This window comes from Mycolicibacterium gadium (assembly GCF_010728925.1).
In the GTDB taxonomy this organism is placed as follows: domain Bacteria; phylum Actinomycetota; class Actinomycetes; order Mycobacteriales; family Mycobacteriaceae; genus Mycobacterium; species Mycobacterium gadium.
The window spans coordinates 4,430,214-4,451,357 of record NZ_AP022608.1; the positions used below are offsets into that span (position 1 = coordinate 4,430,214).

The 21,144-nt window shown below is 67.0% G+C and carries 25 protein-coding genes; 16 read left to right on the forward strand and 9 right to left on the reverse strand.

The features are described from left to right. Positions 1–22: 22 nt before the first annotated feature. Complete coding sequence (locus G6N36_RS21875) at positions 23–844, forward strand: hypothetical protein (protein ID WP_163688922.1); 822 nt, start codon at positions 23–25, stop codon at positions 842–844. Here the strand turns inward: G6N36_RS21875 and G6N36_RS21880 are convergent. After that, on the reverse strand, positions 828–1,487 hold the full coding sequence (locus G6N36_RS21880; RefSeq protein ID WP_163688923.1) for an O-methyltransferase: 660 nt from the start codon (positions 1,485–1,487) through the stop codon (positions 828–830). The two genes, G6N36_RS21875 and G6N36_RS21880, sit on opposite strands and share 17 nt — an antisense overlap. Before the next feature lie 70 nt (positions 1,488–1,557). Here G6N36_RS21880 and G6N36_RS21885 point away from each other — a divergent pair, with 70 nt between their 5' ends. The 7 genes from G6N36_RS21885 (at position 1,558) to G6N36_RS21915 (ending at position 7,675) form a co-directional block, all read left to right on the forward strand. Then, entirely contained in the window at positions 1,558–2,520 is a 963-nt protein-coding gene (locus G6N36_RS21885) for a DUF4129 domain-containing protein (RefSeq protein ID WP_163688924.1), read from the forward strand. Further along, positions 2,517–3,002, forward strand: coding sequence for a hypothetical protein (locus tag G6N36_RS21890; protein ID WP_163688925.1), 486 nt, complete (start codon positions 2,517–2,519; stop codon positions 3,000–3,002). Before G6N36_RS21885 ends, G6N36_RS21890 begins: the two co-directional genes overlap by 4 nt. Then, the gene (locus G6N36_RS21895) at positions 2,999–3,961 is read left to right on the forward strand and encodes an AAA family ATPase (RefSeq protein WP_163688926.1); all 963 of its coding nucleotides are present in this window, start codon (positions 2,999–3,001) and stop codon (positions 3,959–3,961) included. Before G6N36_RS21890 ends, G6N36_RS21895 begins: the two co-directional genes overlap by 4 nt. A gap of 6 nt (positions 3,962–3,967) precedes the next feature. After that, entirely contained in the window at positions 3,968–5,227 is a 1,260-nt protein-coding gene (locus tag G6N36_RS21900; protein ID WP_163688927.1) for a DUF58 domain-containing protein, read from the forward strand. After that, positions 5,224–5,643, forward strand: coding sequence for a hypothetical protein (locus tag G6N36_RS21905; RefSeq protein ID WP_163688928.1), 420 nt, complete (start codon positions 5,224–5,226; stop codon positions 5,641–5,643). Before G6N36_RS21900 ends, G6N36_RS21905 begins: the two co-directional genes overlap by 4 nt. A gap of 81 nt (positions 5,644–5,724) precedes the next feature. Then, complete coding sequence (locus G6N36_RS21910) at positions 5,725–7,026, forward strand: MFS transporter (RefSeq protein WP_163688929.1); 1,302 nt, start codon at positions 5,725–5,727, stop codon at positions 7,024–7,026. Between the two features lie 4 nt (positions 7,027–7,030). After that, positions 7,031–7,675: a TetR/AcrR family transcriptional regulator gene (locus G6N36_RS21915; RefSeq protein WP_163688930.1), complete on the forward strand. Its 645-nt coding sequence runs from the start codon at positions 7,031–7,033 to the stop codon at positions 7,673–7,675. Between the two features lie 33 nt (positions 7,676–7,708). Here the strand turns inward: G6N36_RS21915 and G6N36_RS21920 are convergent, their stop codons facing one another. Both G6N36_RS21920 and G6N36_RS21925 read right to left on the reverse strand, forming a co-directional pair. Continuing rightward, on the reverse strand, positions 7,709–7,972 hold the full coding sequence (locus tag G6N36_RS21920; protein ID WP_163688931.1) for a hypothetical protein: 264 nt from the start codon (positions 7,970–7,972) through the stop codon (positions 7,709–7,711). A 66-nt stretch (positions 7,973–8,038) separates the two neighbouring features. After that, entirely contained in the window at positions 8,039–8,299 is a 261-nt protein-coding gene (locus G6N36_RS21925) for a hypothetical protein (protein WP_163688932.1), read from the reverse strand. Positions 8,300–8,470: 171 nt separating this feature from the next. Here G6N36_RS21925 and G6N36_RS21930 point away from each other — a divergent pair, with 171 nt between their 5' ends. Further along, complete coding sequence (locus tag G6N36_RS21930; protein WP_163688933.1) at positions 8,471–8,788, forward strand: hypothetical protein; 318 nt, start codon at positions 8,471–8,473, stop codon at positions 8,786–8,788. On the opposite strand, the gene G6N36_RS21935 is transcribed toward G6N36_RS21930, so the two are convergent. Continuing rightward, positions 8,785–9,129 (reverse strand): aminopeptidase, encoded by a 345-nt coding sequence (locus G6N36_RS21935; protein WP_163688934.1) that lies wholly within the window; start codon positions 9,127–9,129, stop codon positions 8,785–8,787. The genes G6N36_RS21930 and G6N36_RS21935 overlap by 4 nt on opposite strands. A gap of 147 nt (positions 9,130–9,276) precedes the next feature. On the opposite strand from G6N36_RS21935, the gene G6N36_RS21940 reads away from it, so the two are divergent. Continuing rightward, entirely contained in the window at positions 9,277–10,170 is an 894-nt protein-coding gene (locus G6N36_RS21940; RefSeq protein WP_163688935.1) for a DMT family transporter, read from the forward strand. Here the strand turns inward: G6N36_RS21940 and G6N36_RS21945 are convergent. Continuing rightward, positions 10,148–12,418 carry a SpoIIE family protein phosphatase gene (locus G6N36_RS21945; RefSeq protein ID WP_163688936.1) on the reverse strand — a complete coding sequence of 757 codons (2,271 nt, stop codon included), beginning with the start codon at positions 12,416–12,418 and terminating at the stop codon, positions 10,148–10,150. The two genes, G6N36_RS21940 and G6N36_RS21945, sit on opposite strands and share 23 nt — an antisense overlap. After that, on the reverse strand, positions 12,411–12,821 hold the full coding sequence (locus tag G6N36_RS21950) for an ATP-binding protein (protein ID WP_163688937.1): 411 nt from the start codon (positions 12,819–12,821) through the stop codon (positions 12,411–12,413). Before G6N36_RS21950 ends, G6N36_RS21945 begins: the two co-directional genes overlap by 8 nt. Before the next feature lie 234 nt (positions 12,822–13,055). Between G6N36_RS21950 and G6N36_RS21955 the strand changes: the two genes are divergently transcribed. From G6N36_RS21955 to G6N36_RS21975, 5 genes are all read left to right on the forward strand, one after another. Next, positions 13,056–13,409: an STAS domain-containing protein gene (locus tag G6N36_RS21955; RefSeq protein WP_163688938.1), complete on the forward strand. Its 354-nt coding sequence runs from the start codon at positions 13,056–13,058 to the stop codon at positions 13,407–13,409. Between the two features lie 116 nt (positions 13,410–13,525). Next, a complete protein-coding gene (locus tag G6N36_RS21960; RefSeq protein WP_163688939.1) occupies positions 13,526–13,804 on the forward strand; it encodes a hypothetical protein in 279 nt (92 codons plus the stop codon). Positions 13,805–13,843: 39 nt separating this feature from the next. Further along, positions 13,844–15,442, forward strand: a complete 1,599-nt coding sequence (locus G6N36_RS21965) for a S53 family peptidase (protein WP_235690136.1) — start codon at positions 13,844–13,846, stop codon at positions 15,440–15,442. Next, positions 15,439–16,635 carry a zinc ribbon domain-containing protein gene (locus G6N36_RS21970; protein ID WP_163688940.1) on the forward strand — a complete coding sequence of 399 codons (1,197 nt, stop codon included), beginning with the start codon at positions 15,439–15,441 and terminating at the stop codon, positions 16,633–16,635. The genes G6N36_RS21965 and G6N36_RS21970 overlap by 4 nt, the downstream gene beginning before the upstream one ends. After that, entirely contained in the window at positions 16,632–17,363 is a 732-nt protein-coding gene (locus tag G6N36_RS21975) for a flagellar basal body-associated FliL family protein (RefSeq protein WP_163688941.1), read from the forward strand. Before G6N36_RS21970 ends, G6N36_RS21975 begins: the two co-directional genes overlap by 4 nt. On the opposite strand, the gene G6N36_RS21980 is transcribed toward G6N36_RS21975, so the two are convergent. After that, positions 17,360–17,581 carry a hypothetical protein gene (locus G6N36_RS21980; protein WP_163688942.1) on the reverse strand — a complete coding sequence of 74 codons (222 nt, stop codon included), beginning with the start codon at positions 17,579–17,581 and terminating at the stop codon, positions 17,360–17,362. The genes G6N36_RS21975 and G6N36_RS21980 overlap by 4 nt on opposite strands. Positions 17,582–17,583: 2 nt before the next feature. Further along, the gene (locus G6N36_RS21985; protein WP_163688943.1) at positions 17,584–18,324 is read right to left on the reverse strand and encodes a sigma-70 family RNA polymerase sigma factor; all 741 of its coding nucleotides are present in this window, start codon (positions 18,322–18,324) and stop codon (positions 17,584–17,586) included. On the opposite strand from G6N36_RS21985, the gene G6N36_RS21990 reads away from it, so the two are divergent. Then, positions 18,275–18,886: a YdcF family protein gene (locus tag G6N36_RS21990; protein ID WP_163688944.1), complete on the forward strand. Its 612-nt coding sequence runs from the start codon at positions 18,275–18,277 to the stop codon at positions 18,884–18,886. The genes G6N36_RS21985 and G6N36_RS21990 overlap by 50 nt on opposite strands. Position 18,887: 1 nt before the next feature. On the opposite strand, the gene G6N36_RS21995 is transcribed toward G6N36_RS21990, so the two are convergent. After that, positions 18,888–21,101, reverse strand: a complete 2,214-nt coding sequence (locus G6N36_RS21995) for an elongation factor G-like protein EF-G2 (RefSeq protein ID WP_163688945.1) — start codon at positions 21,099–21,101, stop codon at positions 18,888–18,890. Positions 21,102–21,144 lie beyond the last annotated feature (43 nt).

Genomic DNA, 21,144 nt, shown 5'->3' on the forward strand with positions numbered 1-21,144 from the left:
GGAGAATACGGTGGTGGGCGATATGGCCGACGGTGATCTCTCAGACCTGGACGCGTTGTATTCCGCGAAACTCCAGGACTTCACCCCGCTGCGAACGAAGCTCGCCGCCGAGGCCAAGAAGCGCGGCGACGCCGAAGCTGGCAAGCAGATCGCGGCGGCGCGCAAGCCCACGACCGCAGCTCACGTCGTCAACGTGCTCGTGCTCAACGAGCCGACGGTGCGCCGACGACTCACCGACCTCGGCCAGCGACTGCGTGCCGCCCACGCGGGCATGGATGGCACCGTCATCAGGGAGCTGACCGCCGAGCAGCGTCGCCTCATCGACGAGCTGACGCGCGCCGCATTTACCGAGGCTGCGCTCGACCCGACTCCCGCGCTGCGCGACGATGTCACCGCCACCCTGCAGGCGGCGATCGCCGATCCTGAAGTCGCTGCCCGCCTCGGCCGCCTCACCAAGGCCGAGCAGTGGTCGGGTTTCGGTGAGTTCGGCGACACTGCAATCGTTTTCAAGCCGACCCGCAAGAAAGAGCCCAATGCCGAGCCCGCCCCACCTGCCGCGAAGAAGGGCGACGACAAGGGCGCCGAGGAACGCCGCAGGCGACAGCAGGCACGCGCCGAACTGGCCGCCGCCGAACGCGCCAAGGCTGAAGCCGACGACGCACTGAACGAACTGCAATCCGACCTGGCGACCGCCCGGCTACGCCGCGACGACGCGCGCAGGCGGCTGCAGGACGCCGAAAGTGCGCTCACCGCAGCCGAAGACGCCTACCAACAGGCCAAGCAGGACAGCCGGGACGCCGCAAACGTCGTCAAAGAGGCGAAGAAGGCTATACGCGGCAGCTGATCTCCATACTGTCGGCGTCCCGCGCGGGAAAGTTCACGCTGACGTAGCCGTTCGCCGGCTCGCGCACGTACTCGAGATACGGTGCCAGCTCGGCCATCGAGGTGTTGTCGGCGACCACGAGCGTGCCCGGCGACAGTCGCGGTTCGAGAAGTTCCAGTACCGGCACGTAGAGCTCTTTCCAGCCATCGAGCAGCACGAAATCCACTGGCCCGCTGAGCTGCTCGAGCGTGGCCACCGCGTCACCCTCCAACACCTCGATGAGATCGTCGAGACCGACCTCGGCGAACGTCTTCTTCGCCGCCGCCACCTTCGCGGCGCTGAGTTCGGTGGTGACGACGCGGCCGCTGCCGTTGTCACGCACCGCCGATGCGAGGTGGATCGCCGAGATTCCGAGCGACATGCCGAACTCGACCACGGTCGCGGGCCGGGCCGCGCGCACCAACGAATACAGCAGCCGGCCCGCATCCTGGGTGACCGGCAGGTAGTAGTCGCTGAACGCGTCCGCTCGCTCCTGGGCGGTGGCCGACGCCAGCCTGGAGAAGTCGGTGCCGCCGTCGCGCATCGCGGCGAACTGCTCCGCGGACTCGGCGAACATGCGATCGAGGGCGGCGGCGACTTTCGGGTTTGCAAGTGTGGTCGTCACACCTACGAACGTATCCATCCGATCTGAGCGGTTCCTGAGCGGCCGCGTGCCAGGATGAGGGCGAGGGGCCATGACCGGTATCGACAGGTCGACGCAGCGCGTGATCGCGGTGATCGCGCTCATGATCGTTGCCGCCGTGGCGCTGCGCGGCTACATTCCCGGCGGCGGCGAACCGATCTCGGAGCGGGAACGGCCGCCGAGCAATCCGGCCGCACTGATCGTGGTCATCGTGATGGTGTGTGCGGCGGTGGCGATCATCGGGTTCGCGATCATCGCCCGGCTGCGCGACCGCACGCCGCGGCCCGCGGCGCAGGGAGAATTGCCGCAGGCGTCGCGTATGAAGGGTCGCCCCAGCCTGCGGTTCACCCTGATCGTGGCAGGCCTGGTCCTCGGTTGGCTGCTGCTGGTGCTGTTGTTGACGCGGCTCGGCGGGCCACCCGAACCCGCACCTGACGCGCCGACGGCCCCGGAGACCAGTACCCAGGCGCCGGACACCACCACCAGACCGGCCCCCGCCGACGAACCCGCACCCGACACCAACGTGATCGGATACCTGATCCCGCCGATGCTGATCCTGATGGTTCTGGTGGTCGTCGGCACGGCCGTCATATCGAAGCGGCAACGAAGCAGCGCAGTGCAGCAACTCGGCGACGACGACGCCCCCGCCCCCGCCGCGTCTCCGGCGGCGGGGGCTTCTCTCGTTCGCGCGGCGGAAGTCGGGCTTGCCGAGATCGGCGACCGAACCAGGGAACCGCGTGAGGCGATCATCGCCTGCTATGCCGCGATGGAACGCGAGCTGACCCGGGTGCCGGGTGCGGTCCCGCAAGACTGTGACACCCCCTCCGAGGTGCTGGCGCGGGCCGTGGACAACGGTGCCCTGCGGGCCGACAGCGCGACCGAACTCGTCGAGTTGTTCGAGGAGGCGAGGTTCTCCCCGCACGTGATGACGGAAGAGCATCGTGATGCGGCGGTGAGCGTACTGGAGCGTGTGCTCGCCGAGCTTCCGGACAGCGCCGCAAGGAGCAGCGCATGAAAAGGATTGTCGCAGCCGGAGTTCTGCTGGTCGCCGGCGCGGAGCTGCTGGCCCTCGCCGGACCGGATCGGGGTTTGATCCTCATCATGTCTGGTGTCGCCGTCGCCTGCGCGCTGCTGGGCCTGCGCTGGTATCTGGTACGCGATGCCGCTCTCGGTGGCGAGGAGCAGTACATCGATGATGCTGCAGAGTCATTGCGCCGCTGGCTGTCTCGCACCGAGACGCTGATCGGTCAGTCGGACGCCACGCGAAGGGACTGGGACCGTCACCTGCGGCCGACGTTGGCCCGGCAATTCGAGATGGCCACCGGCCAGAAGCGGTCCAAGAACCGCGCCGCCTACAACGCCACCGGATTGATGCTGTTCGGCGCCGACCTTTGGGCGTGGGTCGATCCGGAGAACGTGGCACGAAGCGGCCTCGACGAACCAGGGCCCGGGCGAACGGCATTGGACGAGATACTGCAACGGCTGGAGCGGGTGTGACCGAACACGCTGGCACGACAACCACGGCGAACTGCGAGTCCGTTCTCGACGAAATCGGCCGGGTGGTGGTCGGCAAACGCGGTGCGCTCACCCTGATCCTCACCACCGTGCTGGCAGGCGGGCACGTGCTGATCGAGGACCTGCCCGGCCTCGGCAAGACGTTGATCGCACGGTCGTTCGCCGCCGCGTTGGGCCTGGAGTTCAAGCGGGTGCAGTTCACCCCGGACCTGTTGCCCGCCGACCTCCTAGGGTCGACGGTGTACGACATGCAGTCTGGTCGGTTCGAGTTCCGGTCCGGACCCATCTTCACGAACCTGCTTCTCGCGGACGAAATCAACCGCACCCCGCCAAAAACCCAGGCGGCGCTGCTGGAGGCAATGGCCGAGGGGCAGGTCAGCATTGACGGCGTCACCCATCAGCTGCCCGCCCCGTTCATCGTGCTGGCCACCGACAACCCGATCGAGTACGAAGGCACCTATCCCTTGCCGGAGGCGCAGTTGGACCGGTTCACGATCCGGCTCGAACTGCGGTACCTCTCCGAGCAGGAGGAGACCTCGATGTTGCGCAGGCGCATCGACCGCGGCGCCGCCGAACCCACCGTGCACCAGATCGTCGATGCCCACGAACTGCTCGCGATGCGGGAGTCGGTGGAACAGGTCACCGTCCACGACGACGTGCTCCGCTATGTGGTGTCCCTGGCCGCCGCGACACGTCAGCATCCGCAGGTCGCGGTCGGCGCGAGCCCCCGGGCGGAACTGGACCTCGTCCAGCTCGCCCGCGCGCGGGCATTGCTGTTGGGCCGCGACTACGTGATCCCCGAGGACGTCAAATCCCTTGCGGTCCCGTCGATCTCGCACCGTATCAGCCTGCGTCCGGAGATGTGGGTGCGCCGCGTGCACGGCAGCGACGTGGTGGAGGAGCTGCTGCGGCGGCTTCCGGTGCCACGGACGAGCGGGTGATCTGCTGTGATCGAGACCCGCGCCACGGAGGCGCAACTGCGTTGGCGCCCATCGTCACTCACGCTCGCGATCCTCACCTGCGTCGCAGTCCTGCTGGCGGTGGCCGTGATCGCCTCGCTCTGGCAACTGGTGGCGTTCGCAGCACCGCTTTTGGGGGTGGTCTGCTCGGTCGGCTGGCAGCGCCCTGTTCCCCGGGTCGTCGTGCACGCCGACCCCGGTGCGCACCGCTGCTTCGAATCAGAGACCGCACAGGTGCATGTCTGGGCGACCGCCGAATCCGAAACGGATTACGACGCGCTCGCGCTCACGGCCGAGGTCGTGCCCGGAATGCGAATCGATAAGGCGGAAAACGGCTCTCGCGAATGTCACACGGTCTCCGCCGAGAGATGGGGCCGGTACCCGATCCTGGCCAGGGTGACCGTGCGTGCGAGGGGCGGGCTGCTGCAGGGGGCAGCCGTCGTGGATGCCGCCGACATCTACGTGTTCCCGATGGCGCCGCCGCAGTCGACGTCGATTCCGCGCACCGACCTGCTCGACCGACTGGGCACCCACCTCACCCGGCACATCGGGCCCGGCGTCGAATACGCAGACGTCCGCCGGTACGTGCCCGGTGATCAGCTGCGGACCGTCAACTGGCCGGTGAGCGCACGCCGCGGCAGCCTGCACGTCACGCAGCGACTGACCGACCGCGCCGCCGACGTCGTGGTGCTGGTGGACAACTATCCGCAGCCCGCCGGACCGGCCACCGAAGCCACCGATCGCACCGTGCGGGGTGCCGTTCAGGTCGTGCAGAGCGCGCTGCGCAGCGGTGACCGCGCCGGGGTCGTCGCGCTCGGGGACCGTCGACCGCGCTGGCTCGGCGCCGACATCGGTCGGCGGCAGTTCTACCGGGTGCTCGACGCGGTGCTCGCTGTCGAGGGCGGTTACGAGACGACACCCGGCACGCTGGCACCGCGCGCGGCGGTTCCGCCGGGGGCGATCGTCGTCGCGTTCTCGACATTGCTCGACACGGAGTTCGCATTGGCGCTGATCGACCTTCGCAGGCGCGGCCACACCGTGGTCGCCGTCGATGTCCTCGAAGGTGCACCCTTCGAGAACGAATGCGACAGCGTCGTCGCCAGGATGTGGTCGCTGCAGCGGTCATTCATGTATCGCGACATGGGCACCGTCGGGGTCGATATCGTCAACTGGCGCGCCGTCGACACGCTCGATACGGTCATGCATTTGGTACCCGATCACCGTCGTTCCGTGCGGGTACGGCGATGAACCGCGCGTTGTCGACGGCCTTCGGGTTGGTGATGGTCGCCGCAGCCGCGGTGCAAGCCGATGACGCGGCGTTGATCGCGGCGGCATTGTCCACGCTTGGGGTATTGGTGGGCAACGTTTTTCGTCCGGCCGCCACCCTGGCGGTACTGCTGGCCGCCACCGCTCTGGTGCTGAACGACTCACCGGCCATGCTCGCCTCGCTGTCGGGGCTCTGCGCGGCCTGCTACCTGGTGCTCCGGCATACCGCCGCCATCACCGCGCCGACGGTCATTGGTGCCGTGGGGTTTACGGCGGTGGGTCTGGCGGCGGTCACACTGCCGCTGGAGCTGGCATGGGCTCCGCTGCTGGCACCACTGGTGGTAGTCGCACTGGTGGCCCTGGTGACGCGGCCGTTCTGGGCGCAGCGTCAGTCCTGATCGCGTTATCTTTGTCTGGCACAACCTGTGAAGTGGTAAGCGAAATGCTCAGCGGGACGCTTAAATTCGGGAGAAGTCGCCATGCCGTCAGATGTCCGCAAGGCCGTCACCGGTGCATCGATCGGTAACGCCGTCGAATGGTTCGACTTCGCGATCTACGGATTCCTGGCGACCTTCATCGCGGCGAACTTCTTCCCGTCCGGCGACGAGACGGCGGCGCTGCTGAAAGCGTTCGCGATCTTCGCGGCCGCCTTCTTCATGCGACCGTTGGGAGGCTTCGTCTTCGGTCCCCTCGGCGACCGGATCGGGCGACAGCGCGTGCTGGCCGTGGTGATCCTGCTGATGTCGGGCGCAACCGTGGCCATCGGCCTGCTCCCGACGTACGCCTCGATCGGTGTCGCGGCCCCGCTGCTGCTGTTCTTCCTGCGCTGTCTGCAAGGGTTCTCGGCCGGCGGCGAATACGGTGGCGGCGCTGTCTACCTGGCCGAGTTCGCGTCGGAGAAAAGGCGGGGCGTGACGATCACGTTCATGGCATGGTCGGGGGTCCTCGGGTTCCTCCTCGGATCCGTGACCGTGACGCTGCTGCAGGCACTGCTGCCCGCCGACGCGATGAACAGCTACGGCTGGCGAATTCCGTTCCTCATCGCGGGCCCGCTCGGCCTCATCGGCCTGTACATCCGGCTGCGCCTCGACGACACCCCGCAGTTCGCTGAGCTCAGCAAGACCGAGCAGGTCGCCAAGTCGCCGCTGCGGGAAGCGGTGACGACGTCCTGGCGGCCCATCCTGCAGGTGATCGGCCTGTTCGTCGTCTTCAACGTCGGGTACTACGTGGTGTTCACGTTTATGCAGACCTATCTGATCGTGACGCTGAAGTTCTCCAAGCCCGAGGCCTTCACATCGATGACCCTGGCGACGTTCGTCGCGCTGGTGCTCATCCTTCCGCTCGCGGCGCTGTCCGACCGGTTGGGTCGCAAGCCGCTCCTGATCGCCGGGTCAGTGGCCTTTGCGCTCCTGGCCTACCCGTTGTTCCTGCTGCTGAACGCCGGGTCGCTGGCCGCCGCGATCACCGCCCACTGCGTACTGGCGGCCATCGAGTCGATCTACGTGTCGACCGCGGTGTCCGCCGGTGTCGAGCTGTTCGCCACGACCGTGCGCTACAGCGGGTTCTCCATCGGATACAACATCTGCGTCGCGGGATTCGGCGGCACCACGCCGTACGTCGTCACCTGGCTCACCGCACAAACCGGCAACAGGACCGCGCCCGCGATCTACCTGATCGCAGCGGCGGTCATCTCACTCGGCACGGTTCTGACACTGCGAGAGACGGCGGCCCGGCCGCTTCCGCAGACCAGCGACCGCAGGCTCGCGACAGCGTTAGAGTAAGTATGTGCCGCAACAATCCGATCCTCCATCGCGGCCTCGACTGACTTCTCGAGGTGCCGCGACACGGAGCCGGATCGTCCTTGCGGCCGCCGAACTGATGCATGTTCAGGGCGTCGCGGCGACGACGATCGACGATGTCCTCGCGGCCAGCTCGACGAGCAAATCCCAGTTCTACCAACACTTTGAGGACAAGGGCGAGCTGGTCTACGAGGTCATTACGCAGCGGGCCGACGAAGTGCTGTCGTGGCAGCGGCTGCGTCTGGAGAAGGTGGACTCGTTCCGCGGGCTGTATCAGTGGCGCGACGCCATCGTGCAGCGGTGCGCCTTACGTAGCGGCTTCTGGGGATGCGAACTCGGTTCTCTCGCCGCGGAATTGGCCGATTCCGACGACAAGGCCAGGGCCTCGCTTTCCGAGCACTTCACCGAATGGCAGACCCTGCTCAGGGAGGCGCTGGAGCGCATGCGTGACAACGGGGTCCTGCGTGAGGAGGCCGAAACCCGCTCTCTTGCAACAGGTTTGCTCGCCGCCGTCGAGGGCGGCTACCTACTGTCGCAGACCGGCCGCGACCCGCGACTGATGCAGGCGGCGCTGGACATGGCGATAGGCCATGTGGCGTCGTTCGCGGCCGCCGCCGAAACAGTGCGCTGACGGCGACCGCGAACGTCGCAGGGGAAATCGCGGCTAGCGGTGCCGGCCAGGGGTTGCCTCTGGCGCGGGCGGTGCGATGACCGACGGGGAGAACGGGTTGGGACCGCCGGGCTCCAGACGCGGCGCCTTCTCAGTCGGCTCGACTGGCGCGGCCGACGTCGTGGTCGTTGTTGTCGTGGTGGTGGTGGTCTCGGGCGCTTCTTCTTCTGTGGCGCACGATGCGGTGAGCACCACCATTGCGGTGACTGCGGCGCCACCGGCGACCGCCGCGATACGCCGGCCGAGAACTGACTTCATGGCTGATGTCCTATCTGTGAGTTAACTGAACTATATCGTCCAAAAGGGGCGCGGGCCTGACGGATGTCAGCTGCCCGTGCGGGGATGGGTCGCCGTGGGTGCGGGTGGAGCGATCACCGTCGGGGAGAACGGGTTGGGGCCGCCGGGTTCCAGGCGCGGCGCCTTCTCCGTGGGCGAGGCCGGCGCCGTCGTGCTGGTGGTGGTCGTCGTGGTGGTCTCGGGCGCCTGCTCTTCTTCTGTGGCGCACGATGCGGTGAGCACGACCATCGCGGTGACCGCGGCGCCACCGGCGACCGCCGTCAAGCGCCGGCCGAGAACTGCCTTCATGGTTGAGTCCTATCTGTGAGGTAACTGAACTATATCGTCCAAAAAAGCTCGAAGTCAACGTTGCAAGCCAGGTCAGCGGCCATGACGACGTAATGAGCTAGACGACAAGGTCCAATTAGCCCGAAACGTCGCTGGCTGCCGGTCGAGCGACCTCCCCGTTACTGTGGGGACATGAAGCTTCGGGTGTTGCCCTACGTCACGGTCGAGGTTGACGATCGGCTGCGGCGTCGGCTGAGGGCCAAGGGCGAGCGGTTGCGCCTCAACGTGCGCGCTTACCTGCTCAGCGCGGCCGATGACGTCGACACGGCCAGTGACAGAGTTCGCGGATTGTGCGACCGGGCCGTGTACCGGGTCGATGCCGCGGTCGCAGGGGTCAACGACAAGAATGCGCCGTCAGAAGCGGCATCGCACGATGTGCGGCCCGGCGGGCAGGATGGGCGGCCCGCCGCCGGACGCCCGCATCTGGCGGCCGTCCGCGAAGCCGGCTAGACGGTGCGGGGACTGCCTGCGCGTCCGCCGACGAAGAACCCTCCGGCGATCACCACCAGGCCGACGATCGCCACCGGGATGGCCCAGGTGCGCCGTTGCGAGATCGCCGACGAGCACAGTGCCACGTAATCCGTGTGCGGAATGACCTCGTTGAGGATCGGCAGATTCACCGGGTTGTTGTTGTCCGCTTCACGGGCGGCCGAGTCGTCGGCGGCGATGGCGTTGCCGCAGCCGATGCTCTGGCCCTCGGGTCCGGCCACCGATACGGGCATGAGCAGACCGATGACACCGACGAGCAGCACGACCGCCCCTGCCAGCAAAACCAACCGTCGCAGATTCATGCTCGGTTTAATGCCCACTCGACCGGAGGCCAAACCTCGATGAAGAACAGGGAGGCGCGGACGGCGAATGGGTACAACGCCCCCTATGTTGTCCTTGTCGGATGTGCCGGCAGTGGTCGGTGTTTGTCTCGGAGGAGCTGATCCCCTTTGGTAGGCCATGGGCTGGCGGTGCTGTTCGCCTTCCTCGCAGCGCTGTTCCTCGCCGTCGGCATCGTGGTCCGGCAGCGAGCCACAATGGATGTCCCCGAGGACAAGGGCGTCAGCCCCACCATGGTCCTGACGCTGATCCGCCGTCCGCTGTGGTGGGCCGGTACCGCCGCGGCGGTCGCCGGCTTCGCGTTCCAGGCCGTCGCGCTGGCCTACGGTTCACTTCTGCTGGTCCAGCCCATCCTCGTCTCGGCGTTGTTGTTCGCGCTCCCGCTGAGCGCGCGGCTGGCCAATCGCCGGGTCACCCGCGGTGAGTGGCTGTGGGCGTTGCTGCTCACCGCCTCCCTGGCAGTGTTCGTGTTGTTGGCCAAGACCAGTGCCGGTGACTACGAGGCCTCGGTCCCGCTCACGTTGATCGTGGCCGTGGTGTGCGTCGTGGCGGTGTCGGCGTGTGTGTTCGTCGCGATCCGCAATCCCGGGTGGCGGCGGGCGGTGCTACTCGCGGTGGCAGTGGGTGTGCTCTTCGGCGTTGTCGCAATGCTCACCAAGCTCGTGATGTACCTGCTGACCGAGGACGGGGTGCGAACCGTCTTCACCTCGCCGGGGGTCTATCTCCTCGTGGTGGTCGGCGTCATCGCGGTGTTGTTGCAGCAGTCGGCCTTTCACGCGGGTTCTCTGCAGATGTCGGTGCCGACGATGCTGGCTCTCGAACCGCTCGTCGCCGTGGTGCTGGGCGCCGTGGTGCTCGGCGAGCACATGGACGTCAACGGCGTCAAAGCAGTCGCGATCACCGTCGCGCTACTCGCGATGCTGGCCGCAACCGTGGCTCTCGGACGCGAAGAGGGTGCGCTGGAGGAAGAACTCGAGGCCGCTATCGCGAAGCGGGAGCGCTGAGCAACCGTTCGGTCGTGGGCAGCCGGAACGACATCTGCACGGAAGTCCCGTCATCCGTTCCGACGACATCGACGTGATCGCTGACGGAGCTGATGAGCGGTAGGCCCCTGCCGCGGGTGCCGGGGTCGGCGGGCGGTGTCTTCCACGAACCCGAATCGACGACACCGACGCGCACCTCGCCGTCGCGCACCTCGGCCTCCACGCGCATGCGCCCCGAGTCCTGCCCCCGATACGCGTGCTCGACGCAGTTGGAACAGGCCTCGTTGACCACCAGGATGATGTCGTCCGCGAGCGGTGACTCGACGTGGTGGGTGCGCAACCAATCCGCCAACCGGTGCCGGACGTCGCTCAACAGCCTCGGTGCCGCCTCGTCGTCGATCAATAGGGCCGACGGCGGGCATCGGTACACGACGATCGCGACGTCGTCGTCGTAACCCCCTTCCGGAGCGAGCCGACGCAGGATCTCGTCGGCCACCGCTTCGACCGGCAGGTCAACGGTTTCGGACACCACCTCGGCCGCGCGGTCGATCTGTTCGTCGATCGCTTTGTCGCGCCGCTCGACAAGGCCGTCGGTGTACAGCAGCAGGGTCGAACCGGCGGTCAACGAGCGCGACGCCTGCGGTCGGGGCTCGTCCCGGTGCACCGCGAGCGGCACCGAGTGACCATCGGTGAGTAGCTCCGGGCGCTCCGCGCCGCTGTCGAGCACCGGCGGCACGTGGCCGGCGCTGCTGTAGTGCAGCGTTTGAGAGTCCAGGTCGGCGACAGCGACGAACACCGTGGCGCAGAACGCATCTGGGATCAACTCGGCCACCGAATCGAGCTGTTCGAGCACCCTGGCGGGTTCAGCGCTGGTGAGCAGCAGGGCGCGCGTCGACGCGCGCAACTGGCCCATGACCGCCGCGGCGGCCAGACCGCGGCCCACACAGTCGCCGACGATGATGCCGATGCGGTTTCCGCCGATGGGTAGCACGTCGTAGAAGTCGCCGCCGACCTCCAGCGGAGCGACCGCGGGTTCGTACCGTACGGCGCAGCCGACGGGCAGCGTGGTTGCGGGCAGCAGCGAGCGCTGCAGGGTCAGCGAGGTTTCACGCGCGATCTCGAACTGCCGGACGTGCTGCATCGCCAGGCTGATGTGTCCGAACAACGCCATGACGAGCTGACGGTCCTCGTCGCTGACCCGGCGCGGAATCCGGTGCTCGAGGCATACGACGACGTCGCGGGCACCCGAGGTCACCGCCACGAACCCGCGCGTCGTCCCCTCGCTCGGAGCGGCTCCGACCGGAGTGACCGTCAAAGGCAACCAGTCGCGGGCATCGTCGAGGGTGCGCCGCCAATCCTCGTCGAGATCGCGCCAATTCGAAACAGCAGGCTCGCCTGCGGTGTGGACAACTGGATCGCCCTCGCCCTGCGGCCACACGACGGCGAGCAGGCGCTGCGTGTCGAGCCGAGAGCGGGACTGGGTCAGTGCGGCCGACAACACCTCGTCGACGTTTCGGGCCACGCTGACCGCGGTGGCCAAGCGCGCCACCGCCCGCTCGCGCTCCGCCACGGCGTGCGTGGCGGTCACGTCGCGGATGGTTCCGACGTAGGCGTAATAGTCGGTGCGTTGCCCCCTGACCGCGTTGATGCTGATCGCCACCCATCGGACGGTTCCGTCGCGATGGCGGATTGCGGTATCGGTGGCGATGGAGCCGTGCTCTCTCAGCGCGGACAACCGCTGATTCGTCGCGGTCTCGTCGGTCACCCACGGATAGGGAGCCCGGTAGGGCAACCCGTCGGGGTCATACCCGGTGATGTCGACGAACGCCTCGTTGATCTCGACGATGGCCCCGGTGTGATCCGCGACGTAGAAGCCCTCCTGCAATGAATTCACCAGTGCATCACGGAACTCGTCGCGGTCGGCCAGATCCTCCGCACGGGCACGCTGCTGTTCGTAACGCCTTGCACCGTCCAGGAATCCGCGGGTGGCCACATCGAGCGCGGCGAGTACCTGCAGTAAGAACTGCAGCGGGGCGTCCGGATCGATCGCCATGTCCTGCTTGATCTTCACGACGAGTCGAGCGTGGTTCTCGATGATCTCCAGAATGCTCATGCGCTCACCCAACGCGCGCCTGCCGAGTTCGTGTCCGACCGCCAGACTGGTCTCGGCCCCCGAGCACACGTATTCGGTCAGCGCCGCGGCGTACTGTGCGTAGAAGTCCCCGGCAGCTGGATCGTCGGTCGGCCCGGCCTTTTCCTGCCTAACCACTGTCGGGTATCCACTTCCACATCTCGACGACGGTTCCGCGCCCCAACTCCGACTCGATCTGCAGTCGATCCATCAGCCTGCGCGCACCGGGCAGGCCGAGGCCGAGCCCGCGTCCGGTGGAGTATCCGTCGTCCAGTGCGCGTTGAACGTCGGCTATGCCGGGTCCGTCGTCCTCGGCCCTCACCACCAGCGCTTGCCTGCCGTCGCGGAGTTGGACTCCTACGCGAACCTTGCCCTGACCAGCGTAACTGGTTATGTTGCAGGCGATTTCAGAGATCGCGGTCGCGATCATCGTCACGTCGGTCAGCGAGAATCCGAGCTGCTTGGCCAGTTCGTGCCCCGCACGTCGCGCAGTGACGATGTCGTCGAAGTCGTTGATGTCGACCACGAAGTCAGTCGTCACCGTCACATCCGATCGTCACTAGGGTCAGCGCGACCGCCGACGACAGGCCGGTGACATCGGCGCTGGGCCCGGCGCTCGGATCAGCCATTGCACCCTCCAGACTTCGACGGCAGATTCGACCCTAGTCCGCGATCCCTGGGCCGCGTTCCCCAAAGGAGGATCTGCCGCAGAGCTGCAACAGGTTAAGCTCGGCGCACCGCCGTGACCAGTTGCGGCGCTGACTTAAGGAACGCCGTGCCCGCGAAGGATCTGATCACCACGTCGGTCAGCTACGACGGCGACGTCGCTGTGCTTGCGGTCAGCGGCGAAATAGATCTGGCCACCATCCCGGCGTTCGAGGCGGCCATCGCGGACGCGCTCGCCCAGCGACCCAAGGCGTTGATCGTCGACCTCTCTGCGGTGGACTTTCTCGCGTCGGCGGGGCTGCAGGCGTTGGTGGCCACGCACGAGAAGATCGGAGGGTCGGCGGGGTTCGCGGTTGTCGCCGACGGTCCGGCCACGAGTCGGCCCATCCAGTTAACCGGTTTGGACCAGGTTCTGTCGCTCTCATCGTCGGTCGCCGAAGCGAAGGTTTCGGTTGCCCGGTAATCGCGATCGCCAACGGAGAATTCGTCGGGCGGCTTGCTCGGCGTTCGGCTAAAGTTCCGGATGCCGGTTTGATCTTGGTAGCAGCTGGCATTGGTCGGGACAGTAAGGACTGTGACATGAGGTCAGTTTTGGGTCGCCGCGTGGCGGCCATCGCCGGCGGCGCCGCGGTCACCGCGATGGTTGTGCTCACCGCGTCGTGCTCCAGCGAAGAAGAGGCACCGAGCGAGACGACCGAGACCACCACCTCGGAGACCACCACGACGACCACGACGTCGGCCGCGCCGGTCGAGCCGACCGAGAAGGCGCCGCGTCTGGAGCCCGGTGGCCCCAACCCGTTCTCCCCGTCGGTGATCGCCCCGCCGGCCCCGTCGGCCACCCACCCCCGAACGGGCTAGCACCGGCTGGGCGGAATTCTCGCAAGTACGCTGGTTGGAGTGAAGGCGCGGCATGTCGGCGTGCTGGCGTTACTTGCCGTCAGCGTGATGGTGCTCGTTTCCGATCTGCGACTGGCGTCGTCGCGCCCCGGCGGAGCCGGCGGCGATGCCATCGCAGGGCCGTACTCCTACCTGCTCGCCAGCTCCATCGATCTGGGGCCGTCGCACAACGACAACGCCCAGGTGACCCTTGCGCTGCACGGGCCGGCGCGCCCGGACGGCGTTTTCGATTGGGCGCACAGCCAGGGCCTGGACGTCAGGTGGAAGCCGGGGCAGGGCTGGGCGGTGCTCGAGGGCGCGGCGGAGAAGGTGGCCGACGCGTTCGACGTCGAGGTCCACGACTACCGCGGTAAACGCGGTCAGGTGTTCTACGCATCGCCGCAGCAGCCCTCGATTCCCGAGGCGCTGACATCCGAGGTCGCCGAGCTGGGACGGATTCTGGGCTACCTGCCGCACCACACGTCGCAGACGCGGATGTTTCCGCTCGACGTGCCGGACAAGGGACTGAAGCCCAGCGCACTGTTGAACACCTACAACGCTTCGCGGCTGGCCGCCGACGGCTACACCGGCAAGGGCACCACGATCGTGTTCTTCGCCTTCGACGGTTTCGACCAGTCCGATCTGGACGCGTTCGCGACCACGTACGGGCTGCCCCAGTTCACGCCGGAAGTCCTCGGTGGCGAGCTCGACGACCCCCGCGGCGAGACGACGATGGATCTCGAAGTCGCACACGCCGTGGCACCGGATGCGCGCAAGGTCGTGTTCAGCGCCCAGTCGACGATCTCCGGTGACGGCACGTTCGAGAAGATCGGCGAGTTGTTCGCCGAAGCCGATCGCCGTTATCCCGGCGCGATCTGGAGCTTTTCGATCGGTTGGGGTTGCGACAAACTCATCACCGCCGCCGATCTCGCACCGGCGCGGGAAGCGCTCGCGGCAGCGCAGGCCAACGGCACGACGGCGTTCAACGCCAGCGGCGATCTCGCCGGGCTGGAGTGCAAGGGCGGCGACGACTGGTCGTCACCGCCCGGCGACGCCGATATCGGGCTGGACTCGCTGGCGTCACTGCCGGAAATGACCGATGTCGGCGGCACGACGCTGTCCACCGACGCCGAGGGCAGGTGGCTTGCCGAGCAGGCCTGGTACGACGTCCCGCTGTCGGTCGGCAGCGGCGGCGGGGTGTCCAACCTGTTCGAGCGCCCGGAATGGCAACGGGCCGTGATGCCCGACAGCGATCCCGAGCGCAGGCTGACGCCCGACGTCGCGGCCGTCGCCGACCCCTTCACCGGCGTGCGCATCATCTTCAAGGGAACCGAACTGGTCGGTGGCGGGACATCGCAGTCCGCGCCGATCTGGGCGGGGCTTGCCGCGGTGATGAACCAGTACCTGCTCGCCAACGGCGGTCAGCTGATCGGCGCCTTCAATCCGCTGCTCTACCGGATCGCCGAGGGGGCACCGCTGCCCGCGTTCCGTGACGTGACGCTCGGCGCCAACGCCGTCGCCGAGGCCGGACCGGGTTACGACCTCATCACCGGGCTCGGCACCCCAGATGTCGACAACCTCGTACGCAACCTGCTGATCCTCCAAGAGGCGGCCGAATGACGACTCCCGACGATTCCGTCCCGACAACGGAATGCCGCATCTGCAAGACCGACGTACCGGACGGCGAGTACTGCGGACTGTGCGGATGCCACCTGCAACCGCGGCCTGGCGAGGGCCCGGACTGGTTGCGCATCAAGAACTTCGGGGCGGCACCGAACGAGCACCTGCTGCAGCTGTCGTTGGCCAGTTCGCTGTTCCCCCAGGTGGCGCAGCGCTCGCGCACGGCGTTCCGGCTCGGTCTGGTGGTGCTGCTGGTGTGCCTCGTCGCATTCACACTGCTGCGTCTGCCCGCCGCCCTGATCACCGTCGGCACGCTGGGCCTGCCCGTGCTGTACCTCATCTATCTCCGCGAGTCGGATGCCTTCCGCGACTTCCCCGTCAGCACACTGGTGCTCACCGCGGTGCTCGGTATTGGATTCGGGGTGGGATGGGTCCTGCTGACGGGTGCGATGGTCGCCCGCTCGTATGAGGTCGGTCTGGGTTCCGCCATCACCGGCATGCGGATGCTCCGCGTAGGTATCGGCATCCCGGTGGGCGGGGTGATCCTGATGCTGATGCCGGCGGTGATCGTGAGGGTGTTCCGACCGTCCTCACGAGAGGCATTGGACGGCTTCAGGATCGGTATGCTGGGCGCCTTCGCCTTCATGGCCGCGGCGGCGATGACGCGGTCGATACCGCTGTTCGGGACCGGGGCCATCAGCAAGCGCCCACTGGAGAGCCTGCTCGTCGAGGCGGGCATCAGGGGCATCTCGATACCGTTGATCACCGCGGCCGCTGGCGGATTGATCGGTGCCGCACTGTGGTTCACCCGCCCGGCAAGTAAGAAAGATCAACACCCCGGCATGGTGCGACTGGTTCTCGTCGGCCTCGCGGCGGCGATCCTCGCCGTCTATCTCGCGCTGGGCCTGATCGACGTGGCCCGTGTCCCGCAGTTGTTGATGCTGGTGCTCTATCTGGCACAGGCGCTGGTCGCCATGCTGGTGTTGCGCATCGGTTTGCATCTGGCGCTGCTGCACGAGGTGCACGACGAGATCCATTCGGATGAGCCGCTGCTGTGTACGCACTGCGGACATGTGGTGCCGGACATGGCTTTCTGCCCCGCGTGCGGGGTGGCGACGCGGGCATCGTCACGGTCGTCACGCGAAGACCGGCGCGACGCCCGTCCGGTGCGTGAAGGTCCCGACACAGCGTGACCACGACGACGACGGAATTCTTTCCCGGATACGCGGTTCCGGCGGGCACCTACGAGGCGCCCCCGCCGCGTCGCACGTCGCGCACACGGTTGGTGCTCATATGGCTCGCCGCCATCGCCGTCGTGGCGGGGGCGCTGGTCGGGCTGTCGGCGATGATCAGCAAGCCCCCCGCGCGCTACATGTGCCCGCCGGAGTGCGGCAGGCCGCCGACGGGTACGCCGGTCACGATAAACCCGCGCTTCACCGCGGTCGACGGCACGTTTTCGGTGTCGCATCCCGCTCCCAGTTCGGCTTACCGCATCACCACCGAGCCGAACAAGGTGATCGCCGAGTTCCTTGGCGGTGATGGCGGCAGCATGCAGTTCTTCAGTGTTCCCGTCGCCGGTCGGTCACCTGAGCAGATCGCTGAAGAACTGTTGAGCAAGAGGTTTCCCGATACCCGGACCGCGTACGAGATTCCCAATGCGATGGTCGGCTACCAGCGCGGCTTCGGCCAGGTCGTCGACTGGTGGCCGCAGGGCGCCAACAGCAATTACCAGCGGATGCGGGTGCTGATCATGGTCGCCATCAAGAACGATCTCGCCCTCGTGGCCTCCGCGGTGGGGCCCTATCACGAATTCGGACCCGACTTCGGGTTCGGCAAGCCCTCCGGTGCCAACACCCAAATCGCCTTGGATATGGGCAAATACGTCAACAGCTTCAGCTGGCAGGGCGACCCGCCGCGCTAGTGGGTGGACGCCGTCGTCCGATGGGACGCCACTGTCCCGTGGTGTGGTGTGACGCCGGAGAACATGAACTGCCACGCCGCCAGCAGTGCGACCGTTGCGAGTACCAGCGTGGTGGCCAGGTGCGCGAGCAGCTGCCTGGCGGTCGTGGCGTTCAAGACCGAACGCGGGTGCACGGAGCGTCCGGTGAGCGGGCGAGCGTGCGCGCAATTTTCTGCCATCCCTACGCAGCCTGGTCCAGGCTGTAGCCCCTGGCCTTGGCGACCTCGGACAGCAGGCCGCGCAGCCGATGCCGCGCGCGGTGGACGCGCGTCATGACGGTCCCGGCCGGTGCGTCGGTGATCTCGGCGATCTCATTGATGCGCAGACCGACCACGTCGGCGTAATACAGCGCGGTGCGCAGCTTCTCGGGCAGCTGACGCATCGCGGTCTGGATGTCGTCGTCGCCGATGAGGTCGAGTACCTCATCCTCGGCGGACTTCAGGCCGCCCGAGGAGTGGCGGGCCTGGGCCATGAGCTGTCCGTCGGTGAATTCGTCGGTCAGCCACTGGGCTGGGCGTCGTTGTTGCTTCCGGTACGAACTGATATGGCTGTTGAGCAAGATCCGGTACAGCCAGCCGCCGAGATTCGTGCCGTCGCGGAAGCCGTGGAAACCGGCGAACGCTTTGGCGGCCGTCTCCTGGAGCAGGTCCTCGGCATCGGCTGGATCGCGTGTCAACTTCAACGCGTGGCGGTAGAAGTCGTGGATCAGTGGTAGTGCGTCCCGCTCGAAGCGGGCGGTCAGCAGCGCATCGGTTTCAGGCACGTATGGGACTTTTCCGTTCCAGCGACGCAGCGTCTGCACGGCTGGCACCCATCCGAGGTCCGAAAATCGGAATGCCTGACTACCGGTTAGCCCCCATAGGATCACCAAAGTGACGGGCAGGCGGGGCACGCGATTCTCCCGCAGCGCCGGACGGACCATCGCGATCGCCCTGGCGCTGTTTCTGGCGGGCGTCATCGGCCTGGCGGCAGATATCGTCGCGTTCAGCGGGCGATCCGACGCTTCGCAGGCCGATGCAGCCGTTGTCCTGGGTGCGGCCGTCGACGACGATGCACCGTCGCCGGTATTCTCCGAACGTCTGCGGCACGCGGCCGAGCTCTTCGACTCAGGACAGGTCAAGTGGATCGTCGTGACGGGCGGTGTCGGGCAGGGCGACACGCTCGCCGAATCCGAGGCCGGCAGCGCATGGCTGATCGGCTCCGGGATTCCGGCCGATCGCATCCTCGTCGAGACGCAGTCCCGCACCACCAAGCAAAATCTGGTCTTCGTCCGGCCGCTGCTTTCCGAACACGACATCAATCGCGTGCTGATCGTCAGCGATCCGTTGCACATGCGCCGCGCGATGCGGATGGCCGACGACCTGCGCCTTGATGCGCACCCCTCGCCCACGCCGACCAGTCGCTTCCAAACCCTCGGCACGCAGCTCCCGATGCTGTTGCGCGAGATGTACTTCAGCGTGCATTACTACGCGACGCGTCAATGAGCTATACCGACGCCCGCACCTTGGCCGCCGCCTGCTCCGGCATGGGCTCATAGCGAGCGAAGGATCGCGTGAAGGATCCGGCGCCGTGCGCGAGCGATCGAAGGTCGATCGCGTACCGCGTCAACTCGACCTCGGGGATCTCGGCCTTCACGACGGTGCGGTCCTCGCCGACCTTGTCCGTCCCCACCACCCGACCGCGCCGGCCGGCCAGGTCACTCATCACGGCGCCGACGAAATCGTCGGGCACCACGACCGAGACCTCGTCGACCGGTTCGAGCAGGTTCACCTTGGTCGCCGAAGCCGCCTCACGCAGCGCCAGCCCACCTGCCATCTGGAACGCGAAGTCGGAAGAGTCGACGCTGTGCGCTTTTCCGTCGAACAGCGTCACCCTGATGTCGACGACCGGATAGCCCGAGCCCGCCCCGTTGAGAAGGCCCTTCTCCATCTGAGCGCGCACACCCTTTTCCACGCTCGGAATGAACTGGCGTGGAACGGAACCGCCGACGACCTTGTCGACGAACTCGAAACCAGACCCTTCCGGCAGCGGCTCCACCTCGATGTCGCATACCGCGAACTGGCCGTGGCCGCCGGACTGCTTGACGTGCCGTCCATGTCCTTTGGCCTTGCCGGCCAGTGTTTCTCGCAGCGGGACCCGTAGCTCGACGGTGTCGACGGCGACGCCGTAGCGGCGTGCCAGCGCGTCGAGCACCACACCGGAATGCGCCTCGCCCATGGTCCACAACACGATCTGATGTGTCTCGGGGTTCTGTTCGATGCGCAGCGTCGGATCCTCGGCCGCAAGCCGCTGCAATCCGACCGCAAGCTTGTCCTCGTCGGTCTTGGCGTGTGGCTGAATAGCCATGGGCAGCAACGGTTCTGGCATAGTCCATGGTTTGAGCACCAACGGTTCCGCCTTCGCGGACAGCGTGTCGCCGGTCTCGGCGCGCGACAACCGTCCGATGGCGCAGATGTCACCGGCCACCACCTGCGGTGCGGGCCGCTGTTGCTTGCCGAGTGGGAATGACAGCGTGCCGATGCGCTCGTCCTCGTCATGGTCGGCGTGGCCGGCCGTCCAACGGGGGTCGCCGTGGCCGGGGGAGGAGCCGTTGGCGCCGTAGAACGACGAGAAGTGGCCGGACACATGCACCGTCGCGTCGGGGGAGATGGTCCCGGAGAACACCCGCACCAGGCTGACGCGGCCCAGATACGGGTCCGACGTGGTCTTGACGACCTCGGCGAGGAGGGGGCCGGCCGGATCACAAGGCAAGCTGTTGCGGGACTTGCCCTGCGGAGTGAACACCTCGGGGAGCTGGTGTTCGGGCGGGGACGGGAACCCGCTGGTGATGACCTCCAGCAATTCGTGGGTGCCCACGCCGGTGGTGCTGCACACGGGGATGACCGGAAAGAACGACCCCCGCGCGACGGCCTTCTCGAGATCGTCGATCAACACCGACTGATCGATCTCCTCGCCGCCGAGATAACGCTCCATGAGCGTCTCGTCCTCGGACTCCTCGATGATTCCCTCGATCAGGCTGCCGCGCATCTCGTCGATCGCGTTGTTGTACGAGGTGTCGGGTTCGTGGGACGCGGTGCGCTTGCCGTCGGCGTATTCGAAGTGGGTCTGCGAGAGCAATCCGATGAGCCCTGTGCAGGCCCCGCCGCCGGGGCTCGAGCCGGAGTCGGCAGGAAGGTACAACGGCAGCACCTTGTCGCCAAACGCCTGCTGCGCCGCCGTCAGCGCGTTGTCGTAACTCGCGCGGGCGTGGTCGAGTTTGGTGATGAGCACGGCCCTCGGCATCCCGACCTGGTTGCACTCCAGCCACAGCGACTTGGTCGGCTGGTCGATCTCCTCGTTGGATGCGATGACGAACAGCGCGCAGTCTGCGGCTCGCAGTCCGGCGCGCAGTTCGCCGACGAAGTCGGCGTAGCCGGGCGTGTCGATCAGGTTGACCTTGACGCCGTCGTGCTCCAGTGACGCCAGGGCGAGTCCGACCGAGCGCTGCTGCGAGATCTCCGCCTCGTCGCAATCGCAGACGGTGGTCCCGTCGACGACCGATCCCGGTCTGTTGAGTACTCCGGCGGCGACCAGTAACGCCTCGACGAGTGTTGTCTTGCCGCCACCCGATGGGCCCACCAGCACCACGTTGCGGATGGCGGCCGGACTGTCCGCGGTGGGGGCAGCTCCGGCTTGGGAAGTTGTCGTCTTGTCGGCCATGACGTTCCTCCAGGTTCGTTAAACCAGAATTCTCCGAACCGTC

Coding starts and splice junctions, on each gene's coding strand:
- G6N36_RS21875 (WP_163688922.1), top strand. CDS start 23: ATGGCCGACGGTGATCTCTCAGACCTGGACGCGTTGTATTCCGCGAAA.
- G6N36_RS21920 (WP_163688931.1), bottom strand. CDS start 7,972: ATGAAGTCAGTTCTCGGCCGGCGTATCGCGGCGGTCGCCGGTGGCGCC.
- G6N36_RS21890 (WP_163688925.1), top strand. CDS start 2,517: ATGAAAAGGATTGTCGCAGCCGGAGTTCTGCTGGTCGCCGGCGCGGAG.
- G6N36_RS21960 (WP_163688939.1), top strand. CDS start 13,526: ATGAGGTCAGTTTTGGGTCGCCGCGTGGCGGCCATCGCCGGCGGCGCC.
- G6N36_RS21925 (WP_163688932.1), bottom strand. CDS start 8,299: ATGAAGGCAGTTCTCGGCCGGCGCTTGACGGCGGTCGCCGGTGGCGCC.
- G6N36_RS21980 (WP_163688942.1), bottom strand. CDS start 17,581: ATGGCAGAAAATTGCGCGCACGCTCGCCCGCTCACCGGACGCTCCGTG.
- G6N36_RS21985 (WP_163688943.1), bottom strand. CDS start 18,324: ATGGTCCGTCCGGCGCTGCGGGAGAATCGCGTGCCCCGCCTGCCCGTC.
- G6N36_RS21995 (WP_163688945.1), bottom strand. CDS start 21,101: ATGGCCGACAAGACGACAACTTCCCAAGCCGGAGCTGCCCCCACCGCG.
- G6N36_RS21905 (WP_163688928.1), top strand. CDS start 5,224: ATGAACCGCGCGTTGTCGACGGCCTTCGGGTTGGTGATGGTCGCCGCA.
- G6N36_RS21935 (WP_163688934.1), bottom strand. CDS start 9,129: ATGAATCTGCGACGGTTGGTTTTGCTGGCAGGGGCGGTCGTGCTGCTC.
- G6N36_RS21885 (WP_163688924.1), top strand. CDS start 1,558: ATGACCGGTATCGACAGGTCGACGCAGCGCGTGATCGCGGTGATCGCG.
- G6N36_RS21970 (WP_163688940.1), top strand. CDS start 15,439: ATGACGACTCCCGACGATTCCGTCCCGACAACGGAATGCCGCATCTGC.
- G6N36_RS21930 (WP_163688933.1), top strand. CDS start 8,471: ATGAAGCTTCGGGTGTTGCCCTACGTCACGGTCGAGGTTGACGATCGG.
- G6N36_RS21910 (WP_163688929.1), top strand. CDS start 5,725: ATGCCGTCAGATGTCCGCAAGGCCGTCACCGGTGCATCGATCGGTAAC.